At 69.4% G+C, this 14,498-nt stretch carries 10 protein-coding genes; 6 read left to right on the forward strand and 4 right to left on the reverse strand.

The features are described 5' to 3' along the window. Positions 1-39: 39 nt before the first annotated feature. Both ASD30_RS03060 and ASD30_RS03070 read right to left on the reverse strand, forming a co-directional pair. Positions 40-1,482, reverse strand: coding sequence for an AAA family ATPase (locus ASD30_RS03060; RefSeq protein WP_162250909.1), 1,443 nt, complete (start codon positions 1,480-1,482; stop codon positions 40-42). A 195-nt stretch (positions 1,483-1,677) separates the two neighbouring features. Further along, positions 1,678-2,421: a hypothetical protein gene (locus tag ASD30_RS03070; protein WP_156393496.1), complete on the reverse strand. Its 744-nt coding sequence runs from the start codon at positions 2,419-2,421 to the stop codon at positions 1,678-1,680. A gap of 612 nt (positions 2,422-3,033) precedes the next feature. On the opposite strand from ASD30_RS03070, the gene ASD30_RS03075 reads away from it, so the two are divergent. The 6 genes from ASD30_RS03075 (at position 3,034) to ASD30_RS03100 (ending at position 10,379) form a co-directional block, all read left to right on the forward strand. Further along, the gene (locus tag ASD30_RS03075; RefSeq protein WP_082563518.1) at positions 3,034-3,387 is read left to right on the forward strand and encodes a DUF6504 family protein; all 354 of its coding nucleotides are present in this window, start codon (positions 3,034-3,036) and stop codon (positions 3,385-3,387) included. 12 nt (positions 3,388-3,399) lie between these two features. Then, positions 3,400-3,891, forward strand: a complete 492-nt coding sequence (locus tag ASD30_RS03080; RefSeq protein WP_056676763.1) for an SAV_6107 family HEPN domain-containing protein — start codon at positions 3,400-3,402, stop codon at positions 3,889-3,891. Further along, entirely contained in the window at positions 3,884-7,783 is a 3,900-nt protein-coding gene (locus ASD30_RS03085; RefSeq protein WP_056676766.1) for a DNA polymerase III subunit alpha, read from the forward strand. The genes ASD30_RS03080 and ASD30_RS03085 overlap by 8 nt, the downstream gene beginning before the upstream one ends. 82 nt (positions 7,784-7,865) lie before the next feature. Next, on the forward strand, positions 7,866-8,576 hold the full coding sequence (locus ASD30_RS03090; RefSeq protein ID WP_056676770.1) for a methyltransferase domain-containing protein: 711 nt from the start codon (positions 7,866-7,868) through the stop codon (positions 8,574-8,576). Positions 8,577-8,645: 69 nt separating this feature from the next. Continuing rightward, positions 8,646-9,845, forward strand: a complete 1,200-nt coding sequence (gene dinB / locus ASD30_RS03095) for a DNA polymerase IV (RefSeq protein WP_056679189.1) — start codon at positions 8,646-8,648, stop codon at positions 9,843-9,845. A 96-nt stretch (positions 9,846-9,941) separates the two neighbouring features. Then, positions 9,942-10,379, forward strand: a complete 438-nt coding sequence (locus ASD30_RS03100; RefSeq protein ID WP_056676773.1) for a DUF3040 domain-containing protein — start codon at positions 9,942-9,944, stop codon at positions 10,377-10,379. Between the two features lie 412 nt (positions 10,380-10,791). Here the strand turns inward: ASD30_RS03100 and ASD30_RS03105 are convergent, their stop codons facing one another. Then, on the reverse strand, positions 10,792-13,167 hold the full coding sequence (locus tag ASD30_RS03105; protein WP_056676777.1) for a transglutaminase family protein: 2,376 nt from the start codon (positions 13,165-13,167) through the stop codon (positions 10,792-10,794). Continuing rightward, entirely contained in the window at positions 13,164-14,495 is a 1,332-nt protein-coding gene (locus ASD30_RS03110) for a DUF58 domain-containing protein (protein WP_082563519.1), read from the reverse strand. Before ASD30_RS03110 ends, ASD30_RS03105 begins: the two co-directional genes overlap by 4 nt. Between the last annotated feature and the right edge of the window lie 3 nt (positions 14,496-14,498).

Below are 14,498 nucleotides of genomic sequence, written 5' to 3' on the forward strand. Positions count from 1 at the left end.
CTCATCATTCTTGAGGGCAGGATCGGTGACAACGCACTGTTACGTCTCCTCGTTCCGGTACCCCAGCACAGCGCGTGTCATCTGGTTACGGGTGTCCAGGAGTTCGTCCAGCGCAGTATCGAGGTCGTCGGCGGTCACCTTGAGAGCATTCTCGATCGACTCGTCACGGTCGGCCGCCACGACCGCCGAGCGTCGGAGGAGTTCCTTCAGGAAGGATGCGGTCACGCCATCGGTCCGATCAAGGACGGCGTCGACGCGACTCAGATCCACGTCAAGGGTGCTGCGGTACAACTCAACGAGTCGGCGACGCGACTCGCGGTCGGGCACCTCGATGTGAACCGCCTGATCGACACGACCGGGCCGGGATGCCAGAGCGGGCTCAAGGAGGTCGGCGCGATTGGTGGTGAGCAGGAAGACGACGTCGGCGTCTTCGTCGAGGCCGTCCATCTCGTTGAGCAAGGTGAAGAGCAGCGGGGTCTCCCCGCCGTAGCGGCTGCGCTCTTCAGCGATGAGGTCGACGTCCTCGATCACGATCATCGACGGTTGCAAGGCTCGCGCCACCGAGCATGCCTCGCGGATTCCGTGGAGGGACTCGCCGGTGAGCTCAACCACGGTGGTGTCGACCAGTTCGCTGACCAGGTAGCGGACCGAGTGTGTCTTGCCGACCCCCGGAGGTCCATAGAGCAGCAATCCGCGCTTGAGGTGTTGCCCGGCCGCGCGTAACCGTGCGCTGTTGCGTGCGACTCCTACGACTTGACGTCGCAAGTCCTCGAAGGTCTCCGCAGGCAGGATGAGTTCGTCGGACGACATCGTGGGTCGTTCCTGGAACCGCAAGAGTGAGTCGCGCTCCCCGAACATGCTGTGACCGAAGGAGACCACGTGGCCGCGGTACACGTTGTGCTTCAGTGCCAGGTCACGCAAGCGGTGTCCTAGCTGCTCACCGAGGGTTGGGGCAGTCGAGATGATCTCGACGGTCACCTCCATCGAACCGTCCTCAGGGTCCGGGCCCCGGAGAAGCAGTGCGGTCCGTTCCCCGCCGTCCTCGAACAGCACCACAGCGATGCTCAGGCACTCGCGTGTCTGCCCGGCGGGTCCACTGGGGAGGCTCATGCGTGTGACGTTTCCCGGGCGTGGACCGTGTCGTCCGAAGCCGTCGCTGTCACTCAGCAGATCCGCGAGGCCAAACGGTCCGCGGTGCCGATGATCGGCGACTCCGACGACGGTGGCGGCGTCTCCGTGCTCTTCCAGGACTACGTCCAGGGCGCCCTGCACATTGACATGCTCATACGCAGGCCATCTCTCGCGGGTGATGGGCAGGTTCTCGGTGGGGACCTCGAGATGGTCAGCGATCACAGACCGGAAGGTGGGCTGGTCGAAAGCGCGGGCCTGTGCCACGAAGCGGCGTACGAAGTAACGCCCAACGCGAGCGACGTCGGAGAACTGAGGTCCTTGACCGTCACCACCTGGCGCGACGTCGGACATCACGGAGACATGCATCACCGGAGCGTAGACCGAGGTCGAGGGCATTGACCTTCGAATGCAGGAAGAGCGTCACCACAAACTGCGCACATCATGCCGTGATCCGCGCGCGGCGGCGGGCAGCATGCCGACCCACCCGCAGGGTCCGACTCGTCGCGCTTCCACATGTCGCCTCGTGAGTAGCAGCAAGTTGCGCTGCTAGCGGCTCTTCACAACGAAGTGCTCGACCACGATGGTGCGTTGCTTCACGTAGGCCTCACGTCTGAGGTCATCGAGGGTTCGGATGCCGCCCAAGAACTCTTCGTACCCTTGGTCAGTGGCCGGAAATGCGATCGTTTCGTCAGGATGCACCTCGCCGAGCGCAGTTTCGTTGGCGGCCAGCCGGAACGACTCGGGGTTGGATGCCACGCTTCCCTGGCTATCGAGAATGACGAGAGCATCGTCCATTGCCTTGAGGCCCTGGATGTAGTCAGCCGGGTCGGCGTCTGGTGAGATCGTGATGATGAACCGAACCTCGTCCCGGTCGCGCACTGCTGACCCCCATGCCTCGGCCTCGGCCACGGTTGCCGTGAGTTCACGCCAGTCCGCATCCTCCGCGTCGACGTCGACTCGCTCATCGGCCGGAGCTTCCTCGTCGCCGTTCATGGCGTGACGGCCTGCTGCAGTGACCTGGACGTCAACGACGGAGCCCCGAACGATCCCGTCGGCCACAGGTACGGGATCCGCCCCGTCAATGACGATCTCCTGGCCGGGCAGGTAGTCGGTGAGGTCCTCGGCGTAGATGAGGGACTCAGTGCCCTCGCTGGCGCCGGCCATCGAATCTAAGAGGGCGGTGGTCGCGTCTTCGTCTGTCAGTTCAGGCTTGGAGTCGCTGGCACAGCCGGCGGTCCAGGTGAGAGCACAGCCCGCCAGCGTGGTGGCGACGAGTGCTTTCCTGCGCATGGTGTCCCCTTGGATATGGGGTTGAGGCCGGGGGTGGAGCTGGGGATGAGACGTGGCCAGGTCGCCGTCGGTTCCCCGGGCCATCAGCACACCCGCTGACGTGAGCGCGAACGTGGTCTGAGTAGGTGCCCGAAGCCAGTGGATACGTCGCAAGCATGCACCCAAATGTTGCCGGTCCCACGTGAGCCTTGCAGCAGTTCACTTTCTCGTGGCGGCAATGGCATGGCTCTGGGCGTGGCTCGACGCATCGGCGTCGTGAAGCCGCCGGCCGGGGAGCGGGCGGACGCGGGCCTTCCGACGGCGAAATCTCGTGAGTTCAGGTCGGTCTGAGCCGACTGTCGGTGGTCAGTCGTAGGTTCGATCCAGGCCGCTCGACGCGGGTCTCCGGAAACCAGTTCCACACGGTTTCGGACAGAGGTTGACGCGTTGTCGGGGGCCGGGTGTACCTTTGACTTGTTCGAACAAATGTTCGATCAAGCCCGGCGGAGGCGACCTCGACCCCCGCCTTCGCCGGGATCACACAGCGGCACCAGGGGTCGAGAACGAGGGGTCGAGAAGCACACATCAGCAGGGGTCGAAACCGTCACGAAAGCTCTGGGGAAGGAGCAGGACATGCGTCGGTACGACGACCCCGTGGAAGTCCGTAGGGGAATGGTGGGACAGGCCGGCCGCCAGGTGGAGGCTCCCGAGCAGTTCCTCTGGCGAGGCAAGTTGTGGAAGGTGCGCGACGTCGTCGCGCACTGGGTGGAGACCGGGCCGTGGTGGCAGTCGGCCGGCGTCCGCGCCGTCATCGGCAGCGACGACGACGGTGCCGAGGGAGACCTGGCCACTCTCGGGGCCGACCTGCTCGCCGAGCGTGAGATGTGGCGGGTCGAGGCCGGCAACGGCATGACCGGCGGGGGAGTCTTCGACCTCGCCTTCTCATGGGCCGACGGCAACTGGCAGCTTCTCGGCTGCGCGGACTGAAGGAGCGACGACATGAATCCCTACTGCCTCCCCGCCACCACCCACTCCTACCTCGAGCGGGCCGCCGAGTCCCTGCGTGAAGCGATCACCGCGACCGAGGTGCCCACCCGCTATGCCTGTGCGCACGTCGCGGCGTTGCGGGCGGCCGCCGCGCTGATCGCGGCCAAGGCTGTGCCGACACCGACGACCAGCCGCCGCCGTGCCCAGAAGAACGCCTGGGTGCTGCTCACCGAGGTGGCCCCCGAGCTCGGCGAATGGGCGGCGTTCTTCGCCGCCGGTGCCTCCAAGCGGGCCGCTGCCGAAGCCGGTTCGACCCGGGCCGTCACTGAGCGCGAGGCCGACGACCTGGTCCGCGAGTCCGACCGGTTCCTGGCCGTCATCGAGCAGTCGCTGGGCCTCTCCCCGCACGTCCCGGTCGAGCGCCAGCTGCCCTGGCGTGCCGGAAACGCGCATTCGATGGAGCGTGCCGGCACCCTGGACGAGCGAGCTGGGAGAAGTGCCTGACCCGTTCGTCCATCTCCACGTGGCCTCCGGCTACTCGCTCCAGTACGGCGCAAGCCATCCCCACGTGCTGGTCGAGCGCGCCGTCGAACAGGAGATGGACACGCTCGCGTTGACCGATCGCGACGGCACCTACGGCGCCGTCCGGTTCGTGAAGGCCTGCCAGCGGGCGGGCGTCCGTCCGGTGCTGGGAGTGGACCTGGCGTATGCGGCTTCATGGTCGCCTGGTTTCGAGATGGTTCCTGAGGGGGTCGCGCAGCACCCTTCTCGACCAGCGGGTTCGTCACGGACGCCGGTGCGGGGCGGGGCGTTCCGCGAGCAGGGGCTGCCCCGGGCGGTGTTCCTGGCCTCGGGCAAGGCTGGGTGGGGGGCGATCTGCCGGCTCATCTCGGCCACCCATCTGGCCGGCGAACGCGGCCGACCGGTGACCACGCCCGAGCTGATCGCCGAGCACCTCGGCGACGACGTACTGGTGCTGCTCGGACCGTCCTCGACCCTCGGCGATGCGGCCACCCTGCGTCGTGACGACCACGCCCGCGACGTACTCAACCGCTGGCGCGAGATCGTCCCGGCCGGCAACCTCCTCGTCGAGGTCACCTCCCACCGGCTGCCCAGCCACGGTCCGGGCTCCTCGGCCCACGCTGCCCGCATGGCCGGGGTGGCGCGGGCTGCCGGGCTGCCGGTGCTGCTGACCAACGCGGTCCGGTACGCCGACCGGCTCGACGCGCCGACCGTCGACGTGCTCGATGCCGCCCGCACCCTGGTGCCCCTGGGCTCGGCCGGGCTGTCCCGCATCGGACCGGGCGGGTTCCGCGGCAACGCCGAGGGCTTCCTCAAGTCCGGCAAGCAGATGCACGACGTGGCCGACGAGATCTGCCGGCATGCCGGACTGGGTGATCGGGAGGCTCGCGACCTGCTGGCCCGCACCCGGCAGACGGCGGACCGGTGCGTGCTCGACCCGAAGCGGGATCTCGGTCTGGGTGAGGTGCACTTCCCGGAGTTCGAGGTCGTCGGGTCGGGGTCTCGATACGGTCGCAGAGCGACCTACTCGACCAACGAGAGGGAGCGCTCCTCGACCGCCGAAAGGCAGCGCTCCTCGGCTGGCGAAAGGCAGCGGTCCTCGACTGCCGAGATCGCCGACGCGGAGCTGCGGGCGCGGTGCGAGTCCGCGATCGGACGGCGATATGGGAACGCACCACGGCAGCGCATCTGGAAGCGGCTCGACGACGAGCTCGAGATGATCCGCGAGCTCGGCTACGCGTCGTACTTCCTCACCGTCGGCGACGTGGTCGACCTGATCCGCGAGATGGAGGTGCGGGTGGCGGCGCGCGGCTCGGGCGCCGGCAGCTTGGTCAACTACCTGCTCGGCGTCTCCGGTGTCGACCCGATCCGCCACGGCCTGCTGATGGAGCGGTTCCTCTCGCCGCTGCGCCAGGACCTTCCCGACATCGACGTCGACGTGGAGTCGGCGCGACGGCTCGAGGTCTACGACGCGATCCTCGACAAGTACGGCGGCGAGCGGTGTGTGGCGGTCTCGATGATGGACACCTACCGGGTGCGCCATGCGGTGCGCGATGTCGGGGCGGCGCTCGGCATGCCGCCCGGCGAGACCGACGCGATCGCCAAGGCCTTCCCGCACATCCGGGCCAGGGACGCCCGCATGGCGCTGAAGGACCTGCCCGAGCTGCGGGCCAGCGGGTTGGGGGAGGAGCGCCTCGACCTGATGTTCCGACTGGTCGAACGACTCGACGGCCTGCCCCGCCACATCGCGATGCACCCGTGCGGCGTACTCCTCTCCGACGCGACCCTGCTCGACCGCACGCCGGTGGAGGCCAGCTGGTCGGGCTACCCGATGAGCCAGTTCGACAAGGACGACGTCGAAGACCTCGGCCTGCTCAAGCTCGACGTGCTCGGCATCCGCATGCAGTCGGCGATGGCGCACGCCCTCACCGAGATCAAGCGGGTCGACGACGTCGAGATCGACCTCGACAACGAGGCGGAGGTGCCCTTCGACGACGACCAGACCTTCGAGATGATCAGCGAGTCCAAGACGCTGGGGGTCTTCCAGATCGAGTCGCCCGGGCAACGCGAGCTGGTCGGCAAGTCCGGCATCGAGTCCTTCTCCGACATCATCACCGACATCTCGCTGTTCCGCCCCGGGCCGGTCAAGAGCGACATGATCACGCCCTACCTCAATGCCAAGCAGGGCTGGAAGATGCCGTCGTACCTCCACGACGACCTCAAGCCGATCCTGTCCCAGACTCATGGGGTGGTGGTCTTCCACGAGCAGGTCATCGAGATCATCGCGCAGTTCGCCGGGGTGACCCGGGCCGAGGCCGATGAGAAGCGGCGGGCGCTCGGCGACACCGAGGGCATGGCCGAGACGAGGCTCTGGTTCTTCCCGCGGTGCCTGGGGCTGGGCTACACCACCCGGGTCGCCGAGCAGATCTGGAAGATCCTCGAGGCCTTCGCGTCGTTCGGCTTCTGCAAGGCCCACGCGGCGGCGTTCGCGCTGCCGACCTACCAGTCGGCCTGGCTCAAGGCGCACTGGCCGGCGCACTTCCTCTCCGGCGTGCTCACCCACGACCCCGGCATGTATCCCAAGCGGCTGATCCTCGATGACGCCCGCCAGTTCGGCATCACCGTGCTCGGCCTCGACGTCAACCGCAGTGAGAAGGCGTACGTCGTCGAGAAGCTCGACGACGGCTACGGCATCCGGCTCGCACTCGCGGAGGTGAAGGGCATCAACGAGGGCGAGGTCGAGCGCATCATCGCCGCCCGGGGCGGCCAGGGTGGTGAGCTGCCGGTGCCCTACCAGTCGCTGACCGACTTCTGGCACCGCGCCCACGTCTCCCGGCCGGTCTGTGAGCGGCTGGTGCTGGCCGGCGGCTTCGACGACCTCTACGGCATCGGGTCACCCCTCGTCGTACGCCGCCGCGGCACGGTGACCCGTCGTGACCTGTTGCTCCAGGTCGCCGAGCTCGACCGGATCGCCCGGTCGGTGGCCCGTTCGTCGACCCGCGGCCGGGGCCTGTCCTCGAAGGGGCTGAGGCCCGCGGCGCGCACACCCGCGCAGGAGCGGGCCGACCAGGCCGCCGAACGCAGCAGCAGCGACCCGCTGGTCAGGGAGGAGGCTCCGGCCGTCGAGCGCCACGCGCTGGCCTCGGCCGGGGTGTGGGCCAAGGCGGCCGCCCAGTCGAGGGCGACGAAGAGCCCGCGGCCGGTCACCAGCGTCCAGCTCACCCTCGAGCTGGGCGACGAGCCGGGAGAAGAGGCCAGCGGCTTGCCGGAGATGAACGTCGAGGAGCGCATGAAGGCCGAGCTCGAGATCCTCGGCCTCGACGTCAGCGCCCACGTCGTCGACGACTACGCCGCCTTCCTCGACGAGCTCGGTGTGGTCCGCAGCAAGGACCTGCTGTCCCAGCGCAGCCGGTCCGAGCTGCTGGTCGCAGGGGTCAAGGTGGCCACCCAGACGCCGCCGATCCGCTCCGGCCGCCGGGTCATCTTCCTGACCCTCGACGACTCCACCGGCCCGGTCGACGCCACCTTCTTCGAGGACGCCCAGGGCCCCTACGCGGCCACGGTCTTCCACTCCTGGCTGCTGGTCGTGCGCGGCGAGCTGCGACGTACCGGCCGGCGCGGGGTCTCGGTCCGCGCCACCGGTTGCTGGGAGCTCCCCGAGCTGTACGCCGAGTGGCGGGCCGGAGGCGTCGAGGCAGTGCGCGAGACGATGGCGCAGGTGCCCGGCGGGTTCGAGAGCACCGGCCCCAAGCGGGTCCTCGTGCACACCAGCGGGTTCCGGATGTCGCCGTACTCCGACATCAAGCCGGCCGGCGAGCAGACCCGCGACGTGGCCCGCAAGCTGTGGCACCGCAGCCCCGGGAGTGCCGGATGAGAACCTCCGTCGCCAAGACACGCCAACCAGTGCAGGGCTTCCGGCCCCGACCACCAGGACCCCGACCACTAGTCTGGGAGCCATGTCTGCCAGTGAACGCCGAGGCGCCACCCGCACAGCTGTCGTCTGGGAGTCCCTGCGCGACGTACTCGCCACCCCTGGCGACGTGCTCGACATCGGGGGCGGCACCGGCGGCTTCGCGGTGCGCGTCGCCGAGCTCGGCCACCGCGTCTCCGTGGTCGACCCCAGCCCCGACGCCCTCGCCGCGCTCAGCAGGCGGGCCCAGGAGTTCGGCGTCGCCGACCGGGTCACCGGCCAGCAGGGCGAGCTCTCCGGGCTGCTCGACGTGGTCGGCGAGGCCAGTGCCGACGTGGTGCTGTGCCACGGCGTCCTCGAGATCGTCGACGACCCGGCCGCCGCACTCGCCACACTGGCCCGGGTGCTCCGCCCCGGTGGCACCCTCAGCCTCCTGGTCGCCCAGCGCCATGCGGCCGTGGTGGCCCGGGCGATGGCCGGCCACTTCGCCCAGGCCCGCGCCGTGCTGGCCGGCGACTCCACCGGCAAGGCCGGGCACCGGTTCACCAGTGACGAGCTCACCGCGCTGCTCGACGGTGCCGGCTTCGCGACCCGCTCGATCCACGGCATCCGGGTCTTCGCCGACCTGGTCCCGGGGTCGCTGCTCGACCTCGAACCCGGTGCCACCCAGGCGCTGCTCGAGCTCGAGCAGGATGTCGCCACCCGCCCCGAGTACCTCCCGCTGGCCACCCAGGTGCACGTGCTCGCCACGCACTGACTCGAGTCGAGTGCTCAGGTGGTCACCAGAGCGACCATCTGAGCACTCGACCCAGGGAGCGTGGTCGCGATGAGCGACCGCACCGATCTCTCCGCCGGCTGCCACCTGCTGCACGTCGACATGGACGCGTTCTACGCCTCCGTGATGATCCGCGACCGCCCCGACCTGACCGACGTACCCGTCATCGTCGGCGGCGGCCACCGCGGCGTCGTGCTCTCGGCCAACTACCCGGCCCGGGTGCACGGGGTCCGCTCGGCGATGCCGATGACCAGGGCCCGGCGCGCCTGCCCGCAGGCGGTGGTGATCAGCCCCGACTACGACGCGTTCAGCACGGTGTCGTCCTCGGTGATGGAGACGTTCCGCCGGATCACCCCGCTGGTCGAGGCGATGTCGCTGGACGAGGCCTTCCTCGACGTCAGTGGCGCCACCCGGCGACTGGGCTCACCACTGCGGATCGCGGAGATGCTCCGAGCCCGGGTGTACGACGAACAACGCATCACGTGCTCGGTCGGCATCGCCGGCTCGGTGTCGGTGGCCAAGCTGGCCAGCCGGCGCGCCAAGCCCGACGGCGTGGTGGTGGTGCCCGACGACCAGGTCACCACCTTCCTGCACCCGCTCGACGTCGGAGAGCTGTGGGGCGTGGGGGAGAAGACCTCCGAGATGCTCCATCGGCTCGGCCTGAACACCGTTGGCGACCTGGCCCACACTCCGTTGCGCACCCTGCAGCGCGCGGTCGGCACCGGCCTGGGCAGCCAGCTGCACGACCTGGCCTGGGGGAGCGATCGGCGGGCGATCACCCCGCGCCGGCACACCGACGATCCCGACAAGAGCATGGGAGCCGACGAGACGTTCGGTCGCGACACCGACGACCGCGAGCTGATCCTGCGCGAGGTGCTGCGGCTCTCGGCCAAGGTCGCCGGCCGCATGCGCACCGCCAGGGTGGCCGGTCGCACCATCACCCTGCGGGTGCGCTTCGCCGACTTCACCACGATCACCCGGTCGAAGACGCTGCCCGAGGCGACCGACGTCACCCAGGAGATCCACCGCACCGCGACACGGTTGTACGACGCCCTCGGCCTGCAACGTGCCCGGGTGCGGTTGGTCGGCGTACGCGTCGAGGGGTTGGTGCCGCGGCAGAGCGTCCACCGACAGCTGGTGCTGGGGGAGCGGGAGCACGGCTGGGCCGAGGCCGACCGGGCCGTGGACCGGGCCGCGTTGCGCTTCGGATCTGCCGTGGTGCGCCCCGCCAGCCTGATCGGAGGCGCATGAAGAATGAACAATTTTGCCCTCCGGGTACCACCTTTGCGCTGCGCTGCCTAGACTTGGTGCAAAGACCACAGGTCCGTTGCGATCAAGGGAGGAAACGTGCCGCTCTCGGAAGAGGAACTTCGTCTGCTCGAGCAGATGGAGCGCGCCCTTGTCGAGGAGGACCCCAAGTTCGCCTCGACGCTGCGCGGCACCTCGTTCAGGCGTGCGGCGCGACGCCGCGCGATCCTCGCGGGTGTCGTCTTCGCGGTCGGAATCGCCGTGCTGATGTCCGGTGCGATCTTCCAGATGATCCCGGTCGGCGTGCTCGGCTTCGTGATCATGCTGGTCTCGGCCACCTACGGCCTGACCACCCTGCGCGGTCGTGCCGCCCCCGCCTCCGGTGAGGGCGACGTGAAGGAGACCCGCCACGGGTTCGGTGTCGTCGACGGCGGCAGGGTGCACCGGCCGAAGGCTCGTCGTGGTCGTTCCTCGGCTCCGTTCATGGAGCGTCTCGAGGAGCGGTGGCGTCACCGCCGCGACAACGGCGGCCTCTGACCCGTCGCAACTCCGATCGACCCGTCGTGAGAACGTGTCGACGTACGCCCCGAACCTCCAGCGGTTCTTCACCGGCGACCTGCCCTGAGCGCGGCAACCCGGCGGACCGTTCAACATGCAGTTCGCGCCAGGGCGCGCGTCCGTGAGCGTGCGTCGTACGACGGACTGACCGAACTGCATGTTGAACGGTCCGTTCGCCGCGGGGGCGACAGTGTGAAGAACTCGCGAGGGGTGGGTTCGCGCCGACCCGTCGCGAACTCGCTGGAGGACGCCAGCGGGTGCACCTCGGGTCAGAACTGGCGACGGGTCACCATGAACTGGCGACAGGTCACCATGAACTGGCGACGGGTCGCCACGAACTGGCGACGGGTCGCGATGAACTGGCGACGGGTCACCATGAACTGGCGACGGGTCAGGACATCTGGTCGATGGGACCGGTGCGGTGCCGGCGTCCGGCTGCGGCGCGAGCCGAGGCGCTCGACGGGGCCGGGGAGAGCAGCGACGCCGGCAGCCAGTCCGCGCGCCAGCGAGCGCGCTGGGTGACCCCGCCACGCAGGGCGCCGATGCAGTGGTCGAGGTGCGAGCGGGCCTCGTCGACATCCATCAGCGTCGGCGTGGCCGCATAACGGGACTGCTCCAGGGCGGCCACCAGAGCGGTCAGCGACCGCATCGCAGCCGGGTTGGTCTCCGGACCGGTCGGCGGAATCACTTCGCTCGCAGAGCTGACCTCGGCACCGAAGAACTCGGCGATCTCGCGCCCGGTCGCCCGTGGGGAGCGGCCCGACGGCCAGGCACGGCCGACATCGACGACCACGTCACGCAACTCGACCCACGCCACCTCGGCCGGGTCGCCGCCCGCGTGCCAGCGACGGGTGGCACGGGTCCGGCGCAGCATGCGCGGGGCCAGCGCGAGCCCGATCAACAGCAGCAGCCCGCCCCCACCCCAGAGGAACGGGACGACGGAGAGGCCGGTGTCCTTGTCGCCGTCGGACTTCTTGTCCTCCTGCTGCGGGGCGGTCGACGGCTGGTTCCCGGAGGGCCGGCGCGTCGGTGCGGAGGAGCTGGTCTGGTTGCTCGGGTCGTTGTCGGGGTTCTCGCGGTCGATCCGGTCGTTGGTGTACGACGGTACGGAGCCGATGTGGGACGACGGGGTCGGCTCGAACTTCACCCAGCCTGCGTCCTCGAAGTAGAGCTCGGGCCAGGCGTGCAGGTCCTTGGAGCTGAATTCGTACTCGCCCGATGACAACTCGTCGGCCTGGAAGAACCCGACGGCCACCCTCGCCGGAATGTCCACGGACCGCGCCATCACCGCCATCGCGGAGGCGAACTGCTCGCAGTAGCCCACCTTGTCCTGGAGAAACTCCACCAACGCGTCGTTCCCGTTGCCCGGGTCGGGTGTCGTGGAGTAGCGGAAGTCCCCGCCGCGGAAGTAGCGCTGGATCGCCTGCGCCTTCTCGAAGTCTGTGTCGAAGTCCTTGGTGAGGTCGTGGGCCAGCTGCGTGACCTCGTCCGGGATCTGGGGAAGGGCCGTGAAACGGGTCTGGATGCTGGACGGCGGAGCCCCCGCGTCGGCGAGCTCCTGCCCGCTGAAGTCGGGGATCAACTCGGTCAGGGAGTAGTTGAGGCCTCGGGTGTCCTGGTCCTCGTCGGCGGTGTAGAAGTCGAGGATCTCCGCGTCGTAGCGCCATTCCGAGCCGGCCTCGATCGAGGCGACGTACATCGGCGTCGGCAGCCACCACGACTTGAGGTTGTCGGAGATGGAGATCTTCCAGTCGCGGGTCCGCGTCGGATAGACGTTGCTGAGCCCAATCGGGTACGGCATCTCGCCCGTGGCACCCTGGTCGCCCTCGAGGTCGCGGTTGCCGGGCGTCCAGGCCTGGCCGGTGAACGTGGTCAGCACCGACGTGCGGAGGTATTCCGGCGCCGGACCGGGGGAGTCGACCCGGACCAGGGGTACGTCCGCGCCCTGCACGAGGTCGCGCTTCAGGTCGGTCATCGGGTTGGTGATGCGGACCTCGCGGTCGCCGTCGCCGCCGGGACCGTCACCACCGATGAGGTTCAGGTCGAGCGTCGGGATCAGCAACGGCACGAACAGGGCCAGCGCGGTGGCACTCGCACCCAGTGCGACGGGGTGCCGGCGGGCATCGCGTCCGCCGAACACCGACATGCGTTCGGCGTCGACCGGCGCACCGAACTGTCGACCCCAACGCGAGATGCGGCCGCCCTCCTGGAGGGCGAGCATCATCAGGAAGCCGGTGACGGTGAGCACGAAGACCAGCCAGTTGACCGACTTGTCGAGAATGCTGACCGGCAACGTGTAGATGATCAGCAGCGGCAGTCCGGCGACGGGAACGCGGGCCAGGGTCACCGCGCACAGGTCGACCAGGACATGACAGACGAGTCCGCCGAGGACCAGGACCGGCCCCACCTCACGCACGTGCGTGGGCACCGGGGCGGCGTACTGGCGCATCGCCTCCAACGAGTCGGCGAAGGCCTGCGCGGCGGCGGTCACGGATCCTCCGGTGGGGATCACCGACGTGCCGTAGACCGCATTCGCGAAGAGGAGTACGCCGAGCAGCTGGGCAGCCACCACGACGATGATCGGGAACCGCACCCACCGGGTGAGCACACCGATCGCACTGATGAACGGGATGCCGAAGAAGAGCGCCGGCAGGTAGGACGTGGAGGCCTGCACGAACCCGCCCCAGGACCACAGGGCGAACCACGACGTGACGGCGGTGGCCATCACGAGTGGCAGTGAGACAGCGGCGTGCGCGCGCCCGGTCATGACTCGGCCCCGCGGGTGAAGCCGGTGAGTCCGGTCAGCGGACGGGCGGAGGGGTGGCTCTCCAGCGGGATGTCGGCGCCGGTGATGGCGCGGCGGCCGAGCTCCTGCCAGAGGGTCGGCAGTCGGTCGGTGGGTCCGCAGGAGACCGCGCGCCAGCCGAGCGCGTTGAGCCAGTCGGCGGTGGCGGCGGTGCTCTTGCCGACGGTGGAGCGCGGGGCCCGACCCCACGCGTCGACGTCGAGGGCGATCGCCATCGGCGAGGAGCCGTGCAGCCTCATGCGGCGCAGCACGGCCTGGTCGTGGTCGTCGAGACCACCGAGCACGCCGACCAGCAGGCTGGAGTGGGTGGAGTCGCCGAGCCAGTCGGTGGCGAGGTGCGAACGCTGGGTCGGCGCGATCACGGCCAGCGCCTCGAGGAGGGGACCGGTGTTCTGCGCGGAGCCGCGGTCGTGCCAGGCCGTGTTCGGGTCCTCGCCCTCGGCGGTGACCAGGCGGACGGTGAACCCGCGCTGCGTCAGGTGCACGGCGATCGATGCCGCCGCGGAGACCGCAGCCTCGAGTGACGAGGCGACCCCCTGCCCCCGATGGGCGGTCAGCCGGTTGTCGATGAAGACCGTGGCCCGCGACTGCCAGGGCTGTTCCTCGCGACGCACCATCAGCTCGCCGACCCGGGCACTGCTGCGCCAGTGGACCCGGCGCAGGTCGTCGCCGCGGCGGTACTCGCGGACGGTGACGTCCTCGGCGCTGCCGGTGGCGAACGCGCGCGGCCGGTTGTCGCCGGAGCCGGTCCAGGCCCCGGACAGTGGAATCGTCGGCAGCGCGACGGTGCGCGGGGTGACGGTCACCGGCACCGTGGACTGGAAGGCCCGGCCCAGCTCGACCAGGCCGAAGGGGTCACTGACGCGGACCGTCATCGGGCCGATCTCGAACCTGCCGCGCACGTCGGAGCGCACCTGGTAGGTCACCCGACGGTGCACGTCGTGGCGGATCCCGTCGACCACGAACCGTGGCCGGGTGCCGAGCACGAACGGCACCTGGTCCTCGAGGAGCAGCAGGCCGGTCCGCGTGCGGCCCTGGTTGTTGAGCTCGAGGCTGACCTGTGCCGGCTGTCCGGCGGCGACCAGTTGGGGACCGACCGTGCGCACCAGCGACAGCTGGTAGCGACTGCGGCCGATCAGGAAGGCCGCGATCAGCGGCAGGGCCACCAGGAGCACGCCGACCCTGGTCAGGGCCCCCTGTCCGAGCAGTATCGCGCAGACCACGGCTGTCGTGCCCGCGGCCAGGAACGCCCTGCCCCGACTGGTGAGTCCTGCGAGTCCCGTGCGCATCGT

The organism is Nocardioides sp. Root140 (genome assembly GCF_001426745.1).
Classification (GTDB): domain Bacteria; phylum Actinomycetota; class Actinomycetes; order Propionibacteriales; family Nocardioidaceae; genus Nocardioides.

Bases quoted from the DNA above. Each gene is read 5' to 3' on its own strand.
- ASD30_RS03060 (WP_162250909.1), bottom strand. From the start codon at position 1,482: ATGTCCGACGTCGCGCCAGGTGGTGACGGTCAAGGACCTCAGTTCTCC.
- ASD30_RS03070 (WP_156393496.1), bottom strand. From the start codon at position 2,421: ATGCGCAGGAAAGCACTCGTCGCCACCACGCTGGCGGGCTGTGCTCTC.
- ASD30_RS03075 (WP_082563518.1), top strand. From the start codon at position 3,034: ATGCGTCGGTACGACGACCCCGTGGAAGTCCGTAGGGGAATGGTGGGA.
- ASD30_RS03080 (WP_056676763.1), top strand. From the start codon at position 3,400: ATGAATCCCTACTGCCTCCCCGCCACCACCCACTCCTACCTCGAGCGG.
- ASD30_RS03090 (WP_056676770.1), top strand. From the start codon at position 7,866: ATGTCTGCCAGTGAACGCCGAGGCGCCACCCGCACAGCTGTCGTCTGG.
- dinB (WP_056679189.1), top strand. From the start codon at position 8,646: ATGAGCGACCGCACCGATCTCTCCGCCGGCTGCCACCTGCTGCACGTC.
- ASD30_RS03105 (WP_056676777.1), bottom strand. From the start codon at position 13,167: ATGACCGGGCGCGCGCACGCCGCTGTCTCACTGCCACTCGTGATGGCC.
- ASD30_RS03110 (WP_082563519.1), bottom strand. From the start codon at position 14,495: ATGCGCACGGGACTCGCAGGACTCACCAGTCGGGGCAGGGCGTTCCTG.